Annotated in this window: 17 protein-coding genes, 1 tRNA gene and 1 rRNA gene; all 19 read right to left on the reverse strand. The window is 45.2% G+C overall.

Annotation, left to right across the window (positions count from 1 at the left end):
* Positions 1-51: 51 nt before the first annotated feature.
* The 19 genes from ERX55_RS10845 to pth all read right to left on the reverse strand — a co-directional run bounded on the left by ERX55_RS10845 (position 52) and on the right by pth (position 18400).
* Positions 52-127, reverse strand: a tRNA-Val gene (locus ERX55_RS10845).
* Between the two features lie 11 nt (positions 128-138).
* Positions 139-253 (reverse strand): 5S ribosomal RNA (gene rrf / locus ERX55_RS10850).
* A gap of 215 nt (positions 254-468) precedes the next feature.
* Positions 469-1956, reverse strand: coding sequence for a lysine--tRNA ligase (lysS, locus tag ERX55_RS10855; protein ID WP_133452611.1), 1488 nt, complete (start codon positions 1954-1956; stop codon positions 469-471).
* Positions 1956-2957: a tRNA dihydrouridine synthase DusB gene (gene dusB, locus ERX55_RS10860; protein WP_133452612.1), complete on the reverse strand. Its 1002-nt coding sequence runs from the start codon at positions 2955-2957 to the stop codon at positions 1956-1958. The genes lysS and dusB overlap by 1 nt, the downstream gene beginning before the upstream one ends.
* A gap of 1 nt (position 2958) precedes the next feature.
* Positions 2959-3438 (reverse strand): 2-amino-4-hydroxy-6-hydroxymethyldihydropteridine diphosphokinase, encoded by a 480-nt coding sequence (folK, locus tag ERX55_RS10865; protein WP_133452613.1) that lies wholly within the window; start codon positions 3436-3438, stop codon positions 2959-2961.
* Between the two features lie 4 nt (positions 3439-3442).
* Positions 3443-3802 carry a dihydroneopterin aldolase gene (folB, locus tag ERX55_RS10870; RefSeq protein WP_133452614.1) on the reverse strand — a complete coding sequence of 120 codons (360 nt, stop codon included), beginning with the start codon at positions 3800-3802 and terminating at the stop codon, positions 3443-3445.
* On the reverse strand, positions 3792-4577 hold the full coding sequence (gene folP, locus ERX55_RS10875; RefSeq protein ID WP_133452615.1) for a dihydropteroate synthase: 786 nt from the start codon (positions 4575-4577) through the stop codon (positions 3792-3794). The genes folB and folP overlap by 11 nt, the downstream gene beginning before the upstream one ends.
* Positions 4578-4654: 77 nt before the next feature.
* A complete protein-coding gene (cysK, locus tag ERX55_RS10880; protein WP_133452616.1) occupies positions 4655-5584 on the reverse strand; it encodes a cysteine synthase A in 930 nt (309 codons plus the stop codon).
* A 69-nt stretch (positions 5585-5653) separates the two neighbouring features.
* The gene (hslO, locus tag ERX55_RS10885; protein WP_133452617.1) at positions 5654-6529 is read right to left on the reverse strand and encodes an Hsp33 family molecular chaperone HslO; all 876 of its coding nucleotides are present in this window, start codon (positions 6527-6529) and stop codon (positions 5654-5656) included.
* Between the two features lie 59 nt (positions 6530-6588).
* Entirely contained in the window at positions 6589-8667 is a 2079-nt protein-coding gene (ftsH, locus tag ERX55_RS10890; RefSeq protein WP_133452618.1) for an ATP-dependent zinc metalloprotease FtsH, read from the reverse strand.
* Between the two features lie 110 nt (positions 8668-8777).
* Complete coding sequence (hpt, locus tag ERX55_RS10895) at positions 8778-9314, reverse strand: hypoxanthine phosphoribosyltransferase (RefSeq protein WP_133452619.1); 537 nt, start codon at positions 9312-9314, stop codon at positions 8778-8780.
* 1 nt (position 9315) lies between these two features.
* Entirely contained in the window at positions 9316-10548 is a 1233-nt protein-coding gene (gene tilS / locus ERX55_RS10900) for a tRNA lysidine(34) synthetase TilS (RefSeq protein WP_133452620.1), read from the reverse strand.
* Positions 10549-10608: 60 nt separating this feature from the next.
* Complete coding sequence (locus tag ERX55_RS10905; RefSeq protein WP_133432602.1) at positions 10609-10992, reverse strand: S1 domain-containing RNA-binding protein; 384 nt, start codon at positions 10990-10992, stop codon at positions 10609-10611.
* Positions 10993-11065: 73 nt separating this feature from the next.
* Positions 11066-11425, reverse strand: coding sequence for an FtsB family cell division protein (locus tag ERX55_RS10910; RefSeq protein WP_133452621.1), 360 nt, complete (start codon positions 11423-11425; stop codon positions 11066-11068).
* Positions 11426-11436: 11 nt separating this feature from the next.
* Entirely contained in the window at positions 11437-11706 is a 270-nt protein-coding gene (locus tag ERX55_RS10915) for an RNA-binding S4 domain-containing protein (RefSeq protein WP_133452622.1), read from the reverse strand.
* Positions 11693-12847, reverse strand: a complete 1155-nt coding sequence (locus tag ERX55_RS10920; RefSeq protein WP_133452623.1) for a MazG family protein — start codon at positions 12845-12847, stop codon at positions 11693-11695. Before ERX55_RS10920 ends, ERX55_RS10915 begins: the two co-directional genes overlap by 14 nt.
* 9 nt (positions 12848-12856) lie before the next feature.
* On the reverse strand, positions 12857-14344 hold the full coding sequence (locus ERX55_RS10925; RefSeq protein WP_133452624.1) for an oligosaccharide flippase family protein: 1488 nt from the start codon (positions 14342-14344) through the stop codon (positions 12857-12859).
* Positions 14331-17831 (reverse strand): transcription-repair coupling factor, encoded by a 3501-nt coding sequence (gene mfd / locus ERX55_RS10930; RefSeq protein ID WP_133452625.1) that lies wholly within the window; start codon positions 17829-17831, stop codon positions 14331-14333. The genes ERX55_RS10925 and mfd overlap by 14 nt, the downstream gene beginning before the upstream one ends.
* A complete protein-coding gene (gene pth / locus ERX55_RS10935) occupies positions 17828-18400 on the reverse strand; it encodes an aminoacyl-tRNA hydrolase (protein WP_133452626.1) in 573 nt (190 codons plus the stop codon). The genes mfd and pth overlap by 4 nt, the downstream gene beginning before the upstream one ends.
* Positions 18401-18490 lie beyond the last annotated feature (90 nt).

The following is an 18490-nucleotide window of genomic DNA, read 5'->3' on the forward strand; positions in this document are numbered from 1 at the left end:
TGATTACAAGTCAGTTGCTCTACCAGTTGAGCTATTCCGGCATAATAGAAATGGTGGAGGATGACGGGATCGAACCGCCGACCCTCTGCTTGTAAGGCAGATGCTCTCCCAGCTGAGCTAATCCTCCAGATGAATTCTGTCCGGCAACGTCCTACTCTCGCGGAACGTAAGTCCAACTACCATCGGCGCTAGAGAGCTTAACTTCTGTGTTCGGTATGGGAACAGGTGTGACCTCTCTGCCATCGTCACCAGGCAAAATTCAGTACTTAATGAATTATACTTGCTTTTTCTCACTAAATCAACAGTAAATTTTACACCGTTTTAACAAAATTAATCTTGTCTTTACAAGCTTTAATTTCCTGTCTCAAGCGACTTTTTTATATTACATAATTTCAAAACTAAAGTCAACACATTCTTCTACTTTTTTCAAAAAAAATACTGCCGCAGATGCGGCAGTGATGAAATAGACTATTTCTGTCTCATGTAAGGGAACAGCAGGACGTCACGGATAGACGCTGAGTCTGTAAGCAACATGACTAAACGATCGATGCCGATGCCCAGTCCACCTGTAGGCGGCATGCCGTATTCAAGTGCCTCAATGAAATCGTGATCCATTTCATGTGCTTCGTCGTTACCTTCTTCTTTCTCCACCATCTGAGCTTCAAAACGCTGACGTTGGTCAACAGGGTCATTAAGCTCTGTAAAGGCGTTGGCATGCTCACGACGTACAATGAACAGCTCGAAACGATCCGTAAAGCGTTTATCTTCTTTGTTCTGTTTTGCGAGTGGCGAGATTTCTACAGGATGACCATAAATGAAGGTAGGCTGAACCAGTTCCTCTTCTACTTTCTGCTCGAAGAACTCATTCAGAATATGACCATATTTCATGTTCGGCTTCACTTCAATGCCATGCTCTTTCGCTAATTGATGTGCTTCTTCATCAGATTTCACCTCATAGAAGTCGACACCTGTATATTCTTTAACCGCATCCACCATATGCCATCTCCGCCATTTCGGTGCAAGATTGATTTCCTCTCCATCGTAAGAAACAGTCGTTGAACCTGTCACTTTCTCTGCAAGATAAGCGATCAGTTCTTCTGTCAGGTCCATGATGTCATTGTAATCGGCATATGCTTCATATAGTTCGATCATTGTGAACTCTGGATTATGACGAGTAGAGACCCCTTCATTACGGAAAACACGACCGATTTCATAGACTTTCTCCAGTCCACCGACAATCAGGCGCTTCAGATGGAGCTCAATTGCAATACGCATATAAAGCGTCATATCTAAGGCATTATGGTGCGTCACGAAAGGCCGTGCGGCTGCTCCACCGGCGATGGCATGCATCATCGGTGTCTCCACTTCGAGGAAGCCTTTCTGATTCAGATAATTACGCATCTCTTGTATGATACGACTGCGTGTAATGAATGTCTGAGTAGATTCCTCGCTTGTAATTAAGTCCAGATAACGTTGACGATAACGTTGTTCCACATCCTGCAGGCCATGGAATTTATCCGGCAGTGGACGCAAAGCCTTAGATAGCATCGTGAAGTTTTGTGCTTTAACAGACAGTTCTCCTGTATTCGTTTTGAACATAACTCCTTCGATTCCGACAATATCTCCTAAGTCTGCGTTGTTCCACAGTTCAAACTGCTCATCTCCTACTGCATCCTTACGGACATAAATCTGAATCTGGCCCGAGAGATCTTTAATATGTGCGAATCCCGCTTTACCTTTACCACGCTTAGTCATGATACGACCGGCAATCGCTACTTTTGATTCTTCTTCTTTGTCATGGAGCTCCTCTTTTGAGAATGCATCCCATGCTTCAGTCAGACTGACCGCATTTCCTGTCCGTTCAAATTTCTGTCCGAATGGATCAATACCTAAATCCATGAGATCCTGCATCTTCTGGCGACGCACCAGCATCTGGTCGTTTAATTCTTCAGTCATTATGACACTCCTTCTGCTACTTTAGTTTCTTCCAGCACTTGTTGTTCGAATGTTCTTAGTATATCAACTAATTCATCGCGTGTCTCGGCCGCGTTAATCAGTTTACGCGCTTTACCGTTGCCTTTAATTCCTTTTAAATACCAGGATGCATGTTTACGCATCTCCATCACAGCAACTTTCTCACCTTTCAGGTGGATCAGACGGTCTAGATGCAGCACAGCAACATCCATCTTCTCCGAGATAGAAGGTTCTGGTTTCAATTCACCTGTTTCGAGATAATGGACCGTCCGGTAGATCATCCACGGATTACCTAACGCTTCACGCCCGATCATCACTGCGTCCACCCCTGTCTCCTCCAGCATCTGCTTGGCTTTTTCAGGTGATGTGACATCCCCGTTGCCAATGACAGGAATCGATACCGCTTCCTTAACCTGCTTGATCACACTCCAGTCCGCATGACCTTCATACATCTGAACGCGGGTGCGGCCATGGACCGCTATTGCTGCCGCTCCAGCTTTTTCTATCATTTTAGCATTTTCAACCGCATAGATATGGTCATCATCCCAGCCGATCCGCATCTTCACTGTCACCGGTTTATTGACGGCTTCTACGACAGCTGAAACCATCTCATAGATTTTAGGCGGATCCAGTAACCAGCGTGCACCAGCCTCACACTTGATGATCTTAGAGACAGGACAGCCCATGTTGATGTCAATGATATCTGCTGTCGTATTCTGGTCCACATATTTCGCTGCTTCTACCAGGGTTTCCTTCTCGCCCCCAAAGATCTGCAGCGATAATGGGCGTTCATTCTCATCGATGTAGAGCATTTTCATCGTCTTCTCGTTATTGAATAGAATCGCTTTATCGCTGACCATTTCCGCACAGACAAGTCCTGCACCGAATTCTTTCACTGTCAGGCGGAATGCCGCATTACAGACACCCGCCATCGGAGCGAGTACCACTTTATTATTAATTTCTATATCGCCTATTTTCCACATATTATAGCCTCACTTCTGTTTTCCTTACTTCTTTATCTTCCTGGACAAGTTCTTTAATTAGTTTTTTTGTTTTAGGATGGACCGCTTCCGGTGCTATCTCTGCCAAGGGAATCAGCACGAAACTCCGTTCCAGCATATAAGGATGCGGAACTTTCAAGTCTTCTGTCTCAATGATATTGTCATCAATCATCAGAATATCCAGATCAATCGTTCGCGGCCCCCAGTGTATTTTTCTTACACGGTTCAGCTGCCTCTCGATTGATTGACACATCGCCAGCACTTCCTCCGGCGTCTGGTCGCTTTCCAGTTCTACACAAATATTATAAAAATCATCTTGTTCAACCCCACCGACCGGCGCAGTTTCATATACCGATGATACTTTTTTAACCTGTGCTTGTTCGCGGAGCAGACGGACAGCATCAGTCAGCTGTTGTCTCCGGTCTCCGATATTGCTGCCAAGACTCAAGTAAATAGTAGACATTATACTACCTCACACGATGGATTTCAACACCGACTCCGTCATAATGACCTGCAATCGGAGGATTCTGTTTTGTAATCTTAATGGTCGCCTCTTCCAGACGATCATACTGTCTGAAAAGTGTGCGGACTATTCTTTCTGCGACATGTTCAAGAAGTTTAGAAGGTGTCTGCATTTCTTTTTCAATCAGATGAAATACTTCTCCGTAATTGATGGTGGTCTCAAGGTCATCTGTTGCCCCTGCTTCCTGCAGATCGAGGGAAAGAACGGCATCGACAATGAAGATCTGCCCCAGCTTATTCTCTTCATCAAAAACACCATGATAACTATAAAACTTCATCCCATTCAGGAATATCTTATCCATTATAGATACCTCGCAGTCTATCTGTCACTCTGGCAACTTTCTCGTTCATCGCCACATTATGCACGCGGACTGCCTCAACACCCTGCATGATGCCCCACGCTGTTGTCGCTGCGGTTCCTTCGTCCCGTTGATCAGCAGGCAGCCCGTCATCCAGCAGCTCTTTCACCATCCGTTTACGGCTCGTAGCGAGCAGCACTTTATAACCCAGACTGCACAGTTCATCAAGCCGGCGCATCGTTTCGATTTCCTGCTGTCTTGTCTTAGCAAAGCCGATGCCGGGGTCAAGCCAGATATTATCTTCTTTGATACCTGCATCTAATGCCAGATCGACTTGCAGCATTAAATCGTCAATGATCGTTTCCATGATATCATCTGTTTCAACGAGCTGTTCTGCATTATGCATCAGGAAAATACCTGCATCATACTGGGCGACCACATCAAAGATAGCGGGATCATATTTTCCGGCCCACTGATCATTGATAAAATCTGCACCTTCTTTAAGAACCGCTTCTGCGACTTCACTTCTGTAAGTATCGACTGAAATCAGCACGTCATAAGGCCGGATCGCCTTGACCACTTCTACGACACGGTCCAGCTCTTCTTCTACTGAAATCTCCTCAAAGCCTGGTCTTGTTGAGATGCCCCCTATGTCAACAATATCCACGCCCTCTGCTATCATTTCCTCGACACGCATCACTGCTTTTTCCACACTGTTATATTGTCCGCCGTCCGAGAAAGAATCAGGTGTCACATTCAATATTCCCATTATTAAAGTCATCGTCTCACCCTCCATAATGCATCAATTATAACAAATAAAGCGGACTATCTTATAGAAGATAGTCCGAAATTCAATAATTAATGATACTCAGCATAGAGCGGTGTAGATAAATAACGTTCCCCATTACTTGGCAGAATCGCTACAACGTTTTTACCGGCCCCGAGTTCCTGTGCCTTCTTGATTGCTGCATGAATCGCTGCCCCAGACGAGATACCGCCAAGAATACCTTCTTCACGTGCGACCCGTCTGCTCATTTCCATCGCTTCGTCATTGCCAACCTGGATCACTGACTGATACATCTCTGTATCAAGCGTCTTCGGTACAAAACCTGCACCGATACCTTGAATTTTATGAGGGCCCGGCTGGCCGCCGCTTAAGACCGGAGAATCAACAGGCTCAACCGCCACAATTTCAACACTTGGATGATTGTCTTTGATAACTGAACCGGCGCCTGACAATGTACCGCCTGTTCCTACCCCGCTGATGAAGGCATCGATAGACAGCCCTTCCATAGCTGCCACAATTTCCGGACCCGTCGTGCGTTTGTGCACTTCTGGATTGGCCATATTCTCAAATTGCTGTGGCATAAAATAGCCTTCTTCCTCTTGCAGTTCGTTCGCTTTGGCGATTGCCCCTTTCATCCCTTCGACACCAGGTGTAAGCACAAGCTCAGCTCCGTATGCCCGAAGCAAGGTACGTCGTTCCTGGCTCATTGTGTCAGGCATCACTAAGACAGCTTTGTAGCCTTTAGCTGCTGCCACCATCGCAAGGCCTATTCCTGTGTTACCGGAAGTCGGTTCAATGATTGTATCTCCTGCTTTTAACTGTCCGGCTGCTTCTGCTGCTTCAATCATTGCCAGCGCAATGCGATCTTTCACCGATGAACCTGGGTTCTGATATTCGAGTTTCACATAGATATCTGCTGCGCCTTCAGGAACCACTCTGTTCAACTTCACTAAAGGTGTATTGCCGATGATCTCAGTAATATTATTGACACGTTTGCTCATTTATTCCACCTCAACACATAGTATAGTTATCGGATTAAGTGTAACATTTTGCATTCGGTCTGGGTAGTTTTACGCTTCTTTCAATGCTTCCAGTTCTTCAACACTAAAATAATATTTCTCACGGCAGAAATGACATTCGACTTCTGCGCCGCCATCTTCTTTGATCATATTGTCGATTTCTGCATTACCCAGCCCTTTGATGGCTGTACTGAACTTCTCCTTGCCGCAGTTACATTTAAATTCGACATCCATACGGTCAATGATACGGATATTATCCTCACCAAGCACCTCTTCAAGCACTTGTTCAGGTGACAATCCTTTATCTATCAGTTTAGAGACTGGCTCCATGGTGGCTAAGTGCTGCTCGATGGCACTGATGGTCTCTTCTGATGCACCCGGCATCAACTGGATGATAAACCCACCCGCTGCTTTTATAGTGTTATCAGGATTGACAAGAACACCTAGACCTACTGCAGAAGGCACCTGTTCACTTGTCGCAAAGTAATAAGTGAAATCTTCACCAAGTTCGCCGGAGACAATCGGTGTAGAACCCGTGAAAAAGTCTCGCATACCAATATCTTTAACGACATTCAGAGAGCCTGCTGTGCCGACTGCACGTGCCACATCCAGTTTTCCGTGCTCATTCAGATCAAAGTGGGTCTGCGGGTTTGTTACGTAGCCACGGACTTCCCCTTTACCATTTGCATCGACGATAATCTGACCGATCGGGCCGCCTCCGTTGATCGTGATCGTCAGTTTTTCTTCATTCTTCAGCATAGACCCCATCATCAGTCCTGCTGTCATCGAACGACCTAACGCCGCAGAAGCTGTCGGCCATGTATAATGTTTATCCTGTGCAACTTGTACAGTCTGAGTTGAACGTACGCTGAATGCTCGAACTTCATCATTGAACGCAAGCGCTCTTACTGAATAATCCTGTGTCATAATCATTCTCCTTTAAAAAATCCCTTTCATCTTGCAATGAAGAGGAAAGGGATTGATATTTAAAATTTGTCTTTATCTAAACGATCCACATTAGGTTCTGGATCGTTGTCGTTTTCGTCTCTCACTTCGCCGCCACTTTCCAGTTCACGTTTAACTTCTTCATAAGAAGAGCCGACCTTATCATCCTCAGATGCCTGTGCATCGACATCTTTCACTATCACACGTTCATCCGTTGTATGGTTTTTAACACGATTTTCATCGATGTGATAAAGATGAGAGTCATCATAGTTCACTTCCGGAAGCGTTCCTTGATGGAATAAGCTATCAATCTGATTCGCGACTAATGTCTCTTCAACCAGTAATGTTTTAGCAATCAAATCAAGCTGAGCACGGTGCTCTGTTAAAATCTGCTTACAACGCTCATAAGATTCTTTGATGATGCGTTGTACTTCAAGATCGATTTCATAGGCAATCTGGTCTGAGTAGTTAGCTTCATGGCCCATGTCACGCCCTAAGAACACTTCACCTTCACTTGTACCGAATTGCAGAGGGCCGAGCTTATCACTCATACCATATTCAGTCACCATTTTACGTGCAATACCTGTGGCACGCTGGAAGTCGTTATGGGCTCCTGTTGATACTTCACCGAATGTAATCTCTTCTGCGACACGTCCACCCAGTAAACCGACAATCTTATCGAGAAGTTCAGGTTTTGTCATGAAGTAGCGATCTTGTTTCGGTAACATCATCGCGTACCCACCGGCCTGGCCTCGAGGCACGATCGTCACTTTATGGACCATCTCTGCTTCATCAAGTACTTTACCGATGACTGTGTGACCCGCTTCATGCCATGCGACAATATGACGTTCTTTTTCTGAGATGACACGTGATTTCTTAGCTGGACCAGCAATTACGCGGTCTGTCGCCTCATCGATATCACGCATGTCAATTTTCGTTTTACCTTGACGAGCTGCCACAAGCGCCGCTTCATTCAGTAAGTTTTCCAGATCTGCGCCTGAGAAACCTGGTGTACGCTGACTAAGCGCTTTAATATCGACTGTTTCATCAAGCGGTTTGTTGCGCGCATGAACCTTAAGTACCGCTTCACGGCCTTTAACATCTGGACGTCCTACTTGAATCTGTCTGTCGAAACGACCTGGACGCAGTAAGGCTGGATCCAGAATGTCCGGTCTGTTTGTTGCAGCAATCATAATGATACCTTCATTTTCACCGAAACCATCCATTTCAACCAGTAACTGGTTCAGTGTCTGTTCACGTTCATCGTGACCTCCACCGACACCGGCACCACGCTGACGGCCGACCGCATCAATTTCATCGATGAAAATAATACAAGGTGCATTCTTTTTCGCATTCTCGAATAAGTCACGGACACGGCTCGCACCGACGCCGACGAACATTTCTACGAAGTCAGATCCACTGATAGAGAAGAACGGGACGCCTGCTTCACCTGCAACAGCACGTGCAAGTAAAGTTTTACCTGTACCTGGAGGCCCGACTAACAGAACCCCTTTAGGAATACGGGCACCTATTTTCTTGAACTTGCGGTTGTCTTTTAAGAAATCAACAATCTCAACCAGTTCCTGTTTCTCTTCATCTGCACCTGCAACGTCTGTAAAACGAACTTTTTTCTTTTTGTCGTCGTACAGTTTTGCTTTAGATTTACCGAAGTTCATCACACGGCCACCGCCGCCGCCACCTTGTGACTGTGATAAAAAGAAAATAAAGAAGAAAGCTAATAATAAAAGAGGCAGTAATGTTGATATTAAGCCTAAGAAGGCATTATCTTTATCTGCTGGCTTAATATTAAATTCCATTTTTCCTTTATTGGACTCCGCTATATCGGTAATATGCTTTAAGTCCGCTTCATTGTTATAAAGAATCACTGATGTAAATGATTCATTGTCCTTGGCATCCTTCAACTTACCATTGACTAAATAGACGCCTTGTTCAGGTTGTAATGTTAATTCTTCAACATTCCCCTTTTCAAGTTCAGTCATTAATTTAGTGTATGTGATAGGTTTTGGCAGGGCGCCATTACCGTTAATCCATGAGAAAACCCCAAAAATGACGATGCCGAATAAGGCAACCATCAAGACGTTACGCAAGGCTTTTTGCATTCACATTATCCTCCTACTTATTTGTAAAGCTAGATGAAATTTTAACATATTTTGATAGTAACTCTCTACTAATTACACTTGAAATATCAAAAATAGTCAAACTATCAAAATCAGTTGTAAACTTCTTCTTTTAATAAACCGATGTACGGCAGGTTACGATATTTTTCCTGGTAATCCAGTCCGTATCCTACAACAAAGTCATCCGGAATTTTTTCGCCGACATATTTGGCTTCAATCGCTACTTTTCGACGAGAAGGTTTATCTAATAATGTCACGATTTCAATTGAGTTCGCTTTACGATAGCTTAAGAGATCAATGATCGCATTTAACGTAGTGCCTGTTTCCAGAATGTCCTCAATAATGATGACATCGCGACCTTCAACAGATGTACTTAAGTCTTTCAGGATCTTCACTTCACCTGTTGACTCTGTACCACCGTGATAGCTTGATACATCCATGAAATCAATCTCGACATGCGTATCAATTTTTTTGATTAGATCTGTCATGAACAGGACAGATCCTTTTAAAATACCTACACACAGCGGGACTGTATGTCTGTAATCTTCTGTCAGTTGCTGACCTAATCTTTCACAGGCTGCCTGAATTTGTTCCTCTGTCAATACAATACTTCCGATATCATTATGCATGTTATTCTGCTCCTTTGAATGTAATTTGTAGATACTGGTTGAACGGGTGATGATTCTTCTTCAGATTTCCGACTGCAATCACGTCTTCATTGACCGTTATAACAGGCAGACGTTCTCTCAGAAAACGTGGGATTTTTTCGTTGATGAAAATGCGGCTCAGTTTCTGATGCTGCTGATTGATAACGATGAAGTCACCCGGTTCAAAAACCCTTACTCTGATTATATCAGTAATCGGGGCAGTTAGTTGAATCATAAAGCCGTTAAATTCAAATTCTCCAGGTTGTGTAATCATCATCTCATTCAATTTTTCCTCTGAATCAATCAAATACAGCTGATCATAAGCTACTTCCAGTCGCAACCGGTTCGTCAAAGGATAACTGACCTGGGCTTTCTCAGTCTTTATCACTCTGATTATCTCATCAAGGTAGTGACGCGACACGGGTGTGTGACTTGCTGCATGATCAGTGATTAAACTCAGCAGGACCTGCCGTTTAACGACTGGGTTTAAAGTATTGAACAGGGGCCTGCTGTAGCGCTGCTGCTCATTCATTACTGTTAAGACCTGATGCGCCTGCTCCGTCACCATTTCCAGCACTTCTCTCTGCCAGGCAGCAAAGTCATTTAAATGCTCAGCAGAAAGGCCTTCTATCTGATTGATGACAGGAATCAGCTGATGGCGGATAGCATTCCTCGTATAATCTGTCTTTTCATTTGATGCGTCCTCCATAAACGGAACATGATGCAGGGCGGCATAGCGATACAAAGATGCTTTCGTATCACTGAGGATCGGCCTGTAGACCGGATATCCTCTATCCACCCGACCGATGCCTAGCGGCTGCAGATGGTAGCGTCCCGTCAGTAATCTGAAGAGTATCGTCTCCACTTGGTCATCGCGATGATGAGCAGTTAAGAGACAATCGTAGCCCTGACCTGCCATCATCTCATCAAAAAAACGATAACGGATATCACGTGCTTCATTCTGTATGCTCCGGTCAGCATTAAAATGATCTGCCGGTACACGCGTCATATGAAAAGGTAATGCATGCTGTCTGCAGTAATCTGCAATCAATGTCGCTTCGGCATCTGATTCTGCTCTTAACCCGTGATGGACATGTAAAATAGATAAGGTCTTATAATGTCCGGAACGTCTTACTTGATCCAGCAATACCATCGAATCAACTCCGCCAGAAACGGCTACAGCGACCTTATCTGTTTCTTTCCAGTTGATTTCCATTTCACATCTCCTTAAATAACAAAAGACTGTCCCATCAGAGACAATCTTTTAATTATCCTATTAACGTCTTGCGCCTTTGCCCCCGCGACGCTCTGTCTGACGTTTTGCAGAAGTAAGTCGTTCCTCACTGTCTTTCAGGAAGTTTGAAAGTTTCTTTTCAAAATCCTCAGGTTTCTTCTCTTGCTTCGGTGCTGCGGGTGGTTTCGGACGATCTTTAGCCTTCTTGATTGACAGACTGATTTTACCGTCATCACCGACAGATAATACCTTCACTTCTACTTCCTGTCCCATTTCCAGGTGGTCTGCTACATTTTCAACGTAACTGTCCGCTACTTCACTGATGTGTACAAGTCCGCTTTTTCCTTCTGGCAGTTCCACGAATGCACCGAAATTCTTAATGCCTGTTACTTTACCTTTTAACTTACTTCCGACTTCAATTGCCATAGATTTGCTAAATCCTCCCGATATTTTTTCCCTTTTATTATATGCCTGATTCCATGAAATAACAACTCACTCGCTATTTTTCCGCATCTTCTTCCGGCAATTTAAAAATAATCTCGCCATCATTGCTCAGGAAATATTCACTGCGTGCGACCTTTGTGATATATTCCTTGCTGTTTAATTGCTTCAGCTGTTCTTTAAGTGCGATTTCCTGATCCTTCAATTTCTTGAGTTCAGCTGATTTTTCCTGATACGCACTCGACAGCTCTTTATTCTGGTTCATCTGCATGAACATCATCACCGAGAGGAAAAGCAGTATCGCTACAAGAAAACCGCCAAAGACCGCCAGGCGCTTGCGCACCACTCGGCTGGCCTTCAGCTTGATGCGTTTTTCACGTGTATATGCATTATCAAGTTGGTTGACTTTACGAGCCATTCATCCGCCTCCTATTCTGGTGAGGCCGTTATTTTTTCTTCTTTTTTCACTTCGAACATCTGCTTGGCATTATCTTTCGTGGCATGGTCAGACAAACCTGTCACTTCAACTGTGACAATCCGCTGTCCCAGTCTGATGACAAGTTCATCACCTACTGCCACTACCGACGAGGCTTTTGCCGTATTGCCGTTGATCGTAATACGGCCTTGATCGCTTACTTCTTTAGCCAGTGTCCGTCTTTTGATTAAGCGTGATACTTTTAAATATTTATCGAGTCTCATCTTTAACCTCCTGCAGCGCCTCCTCGAGAGAAGCACCTTCTTGAACTTTTTCATAAAGTGACATAAAAAGGTCAGCAAACTGTTTTTCCACCTTTATATCACGTTGTTTTTTGCCTTCATTTTTCTTTTCCTGTTCCCATACTTGACTCAGATCATCGAGGTTGTTGACAACCGCATCTCCAAAGACGTGGGGATGACGTCGAATCATCTTATCGGTCACCGCTTCAATCACTTCTCTGATATCAAATAACTCATCTCTCCGCGCAAGAGCAGCGTGAAAGACTACCTGCAGCAGAATATCCCCCAGTTCTTCAATCATATGATCGATATCATCTGCATCAATCGCTTCCATTAATTCATAGCTTTCTTCAATCAAGTAGCGTCTCAATGATTGATGCGTCTGTTTCTGATCCCATGGACAGCCGTCCGGACTGATCAATGTCGCCATGACACTGTTTAGCTCATTCAGCTCCCCGTAAAGCGCGCTCCCTGTAACGGGCGCCATATACAGGCTGGTCAGATTGGATTCACTGAAATCATGATCCAGTTCGTAAAGAGGGACTTCCCTGACCTCCGCCTCATGATTCCGTGCAGCAGTGATCACTTTGACTGGATGCTCTGGCGGATAGTGTTCAAGCAGAGTAATCTTCAGATCACTGGCTACAATCTGATTATAGACCTGCGTGACGACAAGTGCATTTCTAATGTTTAAGTGACGCGCATCAAATGCTGTCGCATCCAGCATCTGAAAGCCATCATTCGGGTCTGCACCGGCTGCGGTAAATAAGTCATCTATGAAGCTTTTCCCACCTTTGACTTCAATCGGCGCCCCTGACTGAAGCAACAACTGAGTGGTTGATTCAGCGACCATCGGATGTCCCGGCACAGCATACAGGACTTCCGTCTCTTCTGCTTCACGCAAGAGTGTATCGACGATTTCCTGATAGACAGCGGGGAACTGTTCGTGCTTTTCGTAGATGGAATCAAAGCTCTCCCACTGCACCGCAGGCAGCTCCTCTATAACCGGGTGCTTAAGCGTTCTGACATAGACTTTCCGGCCCGCTGTCAGCATCTGATAAATACCGTAGGGCAGTTCATCCAGTCCGTAGTTTCCAAGACCAATCACTGTGATTTTATTCATATATCTTCCTCATTTCATCCATCTGATGACCCGTTCACCAAAAGGCAGATGAAGCCATTCATCAGCAGAAATAATCTTATATTTAATCATTGCAAATCCTACTATCAGCACGCCTGCTGCCACACCAGACAGCGAGACTAACAGTGCACTCAGCCGGTCTGTAAAAGGCAGCTGAACAATAAGCTGCAGGACGAGGGACATCATCGTTAACGTCATGACCCATCGCACCGTAAAGGATTTAAGTGTTAGCGTGTAACGCAAGATAATCTGACGATAAAGTATGATGGTATACACCAGCAATCCGCTGACCGTTGCGATAGCTGCTCCCAGTATACCAAAGTTTGTAATCAAGACGATATTCAGAACAATTTTAGTGATAAGACCAGACACCACCCCGAAAGCCTGCACGCGGTAGTCCTCTGTGATCTGCAGCATGGCTGTGAACATGATGATCAGGGATACAAAGATGACGGCAAGCATATAGACAGCGAGGGTGCCTGCTTCTGTATCACTTTTGAACAGAAAGAGATTGAATGGTTTAATCAGATTCAGCAGACCGATGCTCGCTGCACTGCTGAAAACAATCGTGATTTTCAGTGCGGAACTCGCATAGTCGTTCATCTCTTTATGACGTCCCTGACGCTTGGCTTGAGCCAGCAGGGGAATAAGCACCAAGGCGAAAGAAGTTGTGACAATCAGTCCCATCTGAATCAGCGAGGCGCCGCGGTCATAGATCCCTTTCAGTTCTCTGCTGTCATGCAGACTATAACCCACATGTTTGAGCAGATTAAGGACTGTGAAACTATCTACAAGCTGCCAGAGAATCATGATCAGATAGCTCAGCGCATAAAAAAGCGTCAGGAGCAGGAATTGCTTGAGCTGCTTGTTGTCGAGACTGCCGGTTGGGTTGATACGTTCTTTGCGCCTTAAATAAAGCCAGGCACCGCTGATCCCTAGAAAAGAACCCAGTATACTGACAGCACCGCTTTCATACACTGAAAAGCCCATGGTGTAAAGGTAGATGCCCAGCAGAATAACAGAGACCCGGATCAACTGATCAATCAGCTGCGAGATGGCTATAGTCTGCATGGCGTCACGTCGCTGAAGTTCTCCACGAGCTACAGCAACAAAGCTGAAAGGCAGCAATACCAAAAGAGACACCCGCAGCATTAAAGAGAGGTTCTCATCCCCCATCATTCGCGCGATCAGACCACTGAACATCATCAGTAGTATCAGCAGCATCAGACTGCTGATTCTGAGAAGCCGGTAAACTTTCTCCGCATATTCATGGTTGAACTGACTGATGACGCTCGGCACTGCGTTCAGGCTGAGCACCGCTATAATTGCTGCCATAGGATAGACCTGCTGATAAGCATACAGTCCCGCATCCCCGAGTACATTCTGATAAGGTACGCGGTACAAGGCACTCAGTATCTTTATAAAGAGCATCGTCACCGTTAAAATGATGACTGAATTAAATACATTATTCTTCGCCATCGATGATGATACTTCCTTGCATGATATCAGTTAGCTGGACGAGTGACTGCAGCCAGTTCCCCCTTTTTTTCAGTGACAAGGTCATCTGGCCGTCAGCGACGCCGACTTTCAAGTCACGACCGAACGCTTCCGTGTCTTTGAATAGCTGCTCTCCATTTACTTTGGCAGTAGAGGCTGCGGACACCGTCAGTTCAATTTCCTTCGGCTTTTCTTTCACCAATGTAATACCGAACTGAAGTGCATTGATCTTAATCTTGACGATATCAAGCAGACGCTCGACTTCAACCGGATAATCGCCATAGCGGTCTGTCATTTCATCCTGAACATCCATCAATTCTTTCTCCGACTGAATATGACGCAGTTTCTTGTAGAACTCAATTTTAGCCTGTTCTTCGCGAATATATTCAGCTGGGATATAGGCATCCACCTGGACATCGACTTCAATATCAGGACGCTCCTGAGCGGGTTCGATGCCCCGTTTTTCGTTCACAGCTTGCTGCAGCATCTCTGAATAGAGATCATAGCCTACAGAATCAATGAAGCCGCTCTGCTGACGTCCCAGAAGATTACCCGCACCCCGAATATTCAAATCGCGCATCGCAATCTTGAAACCTGAGCCGAGCTCTGTAAACTCCTTGATGGCCTGTAGACGCTGTTCAGCAACTTCAGTCAGCACTTTGTTTGGTGCATGCAGGAAATAGGCATAACTGATGCGGTTGCTCCGCCCGACGCGGCCACGCAGCTGATAGAGCTGACTGAGGCCAAAGCGGTCTGCATCTTCAATGATCAGGGTATTGGCGTTCGGCACATCTACCCCGGTCTCAATGATCGTTGTCGTCACCAGAATATCATATTCATGATTGATGAAGCCGATCATTGTCTCTTCCAGCTCGCGCTCCGACATCTGGCCATGCGCGACGGCAATCCGCGCATCCGGCATCATCATCGACAGCTGTTCTGCCTTCTGATAAATCGTTGCGACACGGTTATAGAGATAGAAGACCTGACCATTTCTGGCAAGTTCCCGTTCGAGCGCCTCTTTTATAAAGTTATGCTGATACTCAAGCACATAGGTCTGGACCGGAAAGCGGTTCTCAGGCGGTGTCTCAATCACCGATAAGTCGCGTACACCGAGGAGACTCATATGAAGTGTTCTCGGAATCGGTGTTGCTGTTAAGGTCAGTACATCGACATTCGTCTTCAGCGCCTTGATTTTTTCTTTATGCGTCACCCCGAAACGCTGTTCTTCATCGACAATCAACAGCCCTAGATCCTTGTAGACGACATCTTTACTCAGCAGTTTATGTGTACCGATGACGATATCCACAAAACCTGATTTCAGCCCTTCTTTTGTCTCCTTGATCTCCTTCGCTGTTCGGAAACGACTCATCATCTGTATTTCAACAGCATAGTCCTGCATACGTTCGATAAACGTCTCATAGTGCTGCTGGGCAAGAATAGTCGTCGGCACTAAGAAAGCGACCTGTTTCCCGTCCATAACGGCCTTGAAGGCTGCTCGCACAGCGACTTCTGTCTTCCCATAACCGACATCACCGCATAGCAGACGGTCCATCGGCTTCGGTTTCTCCATGTCTTCCTTGATCTCTGCCAGCGAGCGCATCTGATCTTCCGTCGGTGTATAGGGAAAGTCCATCTCAAAGGTATCCTGTTCTTCTGTATCCGGACCAAACTGATATCCTTGGATACGTTCACGTTCCTGGTACAGCTTAAGCAGTTCATCGGCAATCTCATTGACGTTGCTCTGGACACGCGCCTTCGTTTTCTTCCACTCTGTGCCGCCCAGCTTGTTCAATTTCGGCTCTTTATCTTCTGAACCCACAAACTTCTGAACATAGGACATCTGGTCTACCGGCACGAAGAGCTGGTCTGTGCCTTTATACTGGATCTTGATATAGTCTTTATGCACTTGATTGACTTCAAGTGTCTCAACACCTAGATAGCGTCCCACACCGTGATGAATATGGACGACATAATCTCCGATATTCAGTTCCTGGTAAGATTTAATCTTTTCAGCGTTCGAGAGCTTCTTCTGCAGACGTCTCGGCTTTTCTTTTCTAAGCTTGAACAACTCTCGTTCAGTGATCACAGCTAGCTTCATATAAGGCAGTTCAAATCCCTCTGACAGATCACCGCTCGTGATGATGGCGATGCCAGGAGATGCCGCCCGTTCTACTGCAACTGGCAGCTGCATATCCAGAAGCATGTCCTGAATCTTCTTCTTACGAGTTGGATTCGACGCCAGCACTACCATCGTGTAATTCTGTTTTCTGAAGCGATCAAACTCAGAGAACATGAGATCATACTGCCCGTAGAACTGTTGTACCGGTTTACAGGAGAACTTGACGATCTCTTCAATTTTGATAGGCATCGTCGCAGTAAAGAGTGTAAAGAACGTGGTCGTGAAGTGATTGAGCAGCTGATGAAAGGCTTCCTCTTTAATGAAACGCTGACCTATAAATCCTCTGCCACTCTCAATTAATGACTGCTGAAATTCCTCTATTTCTCTGGAAATACTTTCTTCTGCTTCTTTCACCCGATTAAACTCATCCACTACTACAAGTGCGTCAGGCTGCAGATAGTCTACGATAGTTGTCTCATCCTGATAAGCGAATTTAATCGCGCGGCGCAGTATATTATGATCAAGTAATTCTGCCGAGTGAGAAATCAGATTGTCATATGTATCACGCAGATCCTCCCTGGCTTCTTTAGAGAGCTTTTTCTCTGTTTCCTGCAGCGCAGATGCCAGCCCGGATCTAATACTTGCAATCTGCTCGTCATTGAAAATAAACTCACTGGCCGCTGTCAGTTCCACACTGTCTATATTCTCTTCAGAACGCTGTGTATCCGCATCGAAATAGCGAATGCTATCCACTTCCGTATCAAAAAGCTCTATTCTGACGGGACGACCGATCATCGGAAAAACATCAATCAATCCACCGCGCACTGAAAACTCGCCGACTGTCGTCACCTGATTACGTCTCATGTAACCCATATCGACTAACTGCCGCTGCAAGACATCCAGCTCAATATCTTCTCCCACTTCAAACTGCATCACATGCGCCTTGAACAATGATTTCGGACTCAGCAACTTTTTCAGCCCGTTTATCGGCACGATAAATAGACCCTTCTCATCATTAGAGAGTTGAGTCAATGTACGAATTCGTTCACTCATGAGGTCCGGGCTCTTCGTTGAGAATTCTTCTATCATGATATCCTGCACGGGATACTTATATAGCTCATCAACAGGTACCAGCTGGGCAAGATCATTCTCCAGCCGTTCTGCCTGATAGAGATTGTTCGTGACAATGATCATTTGTCGTTCGTGAGTTAAATATTGCTCAGCCATCATCACGGCTTTAGCTGACGGGTTCAGACCCGTGATGAGTAGGTTCTTCTTACCGAAGACGGCTGACAGTTCCTTAAACCGTTCATCCTGCTGCACTATTGTAGAAATAACCGGTTTCAATTCACATCACCGTTATATTGGTTCATGACATTTTCAAAACGTTCCCCCGTCAGAAATGTTTCACATGCCTCAATGGTGCGATCGATGACACGATTCATTGTCGCCATTTCATCCTCAGAAAACCTCTGCAGCACAAAATCCGGCACTTTCATACGTCCCGTCGGTCTGCCGATGCCGATACGAATCCTTTTAAATTCATCCGTCCCTAGATGCTGGATCAATGAGCGAATGCCGTTATGCCCCCCGGCTGAACCTTTAGGTCGTAATCTCAGCCGGCCGGGCGGCATGTCTAAATCATCATAGAGGACGAGTACATCTTCTAGCTCGATCTTGTAGTAATCCATCAAAGGGCGTACAGCTTCTCCCGATAAATTCATATAGGTCATCGGTTCAATCAGCAGTACTTTTTCCCCTTTAATTGTCGCAATGGTATATAATCCATTGAACTTCTGCTTATCTAATTCTATACCATGTTTCTGACAAAGTTCATCTATTACCATAAATCCTATATTGTGTCGTGTCTGATCAAATTTACGCCCGATGTTCCCGAGCCCTACTATACATTTCATAGGAACCTCCATTTAAAGTTCATTACTCCTATTATAACGATAATTACCCTATAAAAAAACAGACAGCCTCGGCTGTCTGTTTAAACAATA

The organism is Macrococcus bovicus, from assembly GCF_004359575.1.
Classification (GTDB): domain Bacteria; phylum Bacillota; class Bacilli; order Staphylococcales; family Staphylococcaceae; genus Macrococcus; species Macrococcus bovicus.

Bases quoted from the DNA above. Each gene is read 5' to 3' on its own strand.
- lysS (WP_133452611.1), bottom strand. From the start codon at position 1,956: ATGACTGAAGAATTAAACGACCAGATGCTGGTGCGTCGCCAGAAGATG.
- dusB (WP_133452612.1), bottom strand. From the start codon at position 2,957: ATGTGGAAAATAGGCGATATAGAAATTAATAATAAAGTGGTACTCGCT.
- folK (WP_133452613.1), bottom strand. From the start codon at position 3,438: ATGTCTACTATTTACTTGAGTCTTGGCAGCAATATCGGAGACCGGAGA.
- folP (WP_133452615.1), bottom strand. From the start codon at position 4,577: ATGACTTTAATAATGGGAATATTGAATGTGACACCTGATTCTTTCTCG.
- cysK (WP_133452616.1), bottom strand. From the start codon at position 5,584: ATGAGCAAACGTGTCAATAATATTACTGAGATCATCGGCAATACACCT.
- hslO (WP_133452617.1), bottom strand. From the start codon at position 6,529: ATGACACAGGATTATTCAGTAAGAGCGCTTGCGTTCAATGATGAAGTT.
- ftsH (WP_133452618.1), bottom strand. From the start codon at position 8,667: ATGCAAAAAGCCTTGCGTAACGTCTTGATGGTTGCCTTATTCGGCATC.
- hpt (WP_133452619.1), bottom strand. From the start codon at position 9,314: ATGCATAATGATATCGGAAGTATTGTATTGACAGAGGAACAAATTCAG.
- tilS (WP_133452620.1), bottom strand. From the start codon at position 10,548: ATGGAAATCAACTGGAAAGAAACAGATAAGGTCGCTGTAGCCGTTTCT.
- ERX55_RS10905 (WP_133432602.1), bottom strand. From the start codon at position 10,992: ATGGCAATTGAAGTCGGAAGTAAGTTAAAAGGTAAAGTAACAGGCATT.
- ERX55_RS10910 (WP_133452621.1), bottom strand. From the start codon at position 11,425: ATGGCTCGTAAAGTCAACCAACTTGATAATGCATATACACGTGAAAAA.
- ERX55_RS10915 (WP_133452622.1), bottom strand. From the start codon at position 11,706: ATGAGACTCGATAAATATTTAAAAGTATCACGCTTAATCAAAAGACGG.
- ERX55_RS10920 (WP_133452623.1), bottom strand. From the start codon at position 12,847: ATGAATAAAATCACAGTGATTGGTCTTGGAAACTACGGACTGGATGAA.
- ERX55_RS10925 (WP_133452624.1), bottom strand. From the start codon at position 14,344: ATGGCGAAGAATAATGTATTTAATTCAGTCATCATTTTAACGGTGACG.
- pth (WP_133452626.1), bottom strand. From the start codon at position 18,400: ATGAAATGTATAGTAGGGCTCGGGAACATCGGGCGTAAATTTGATCAG.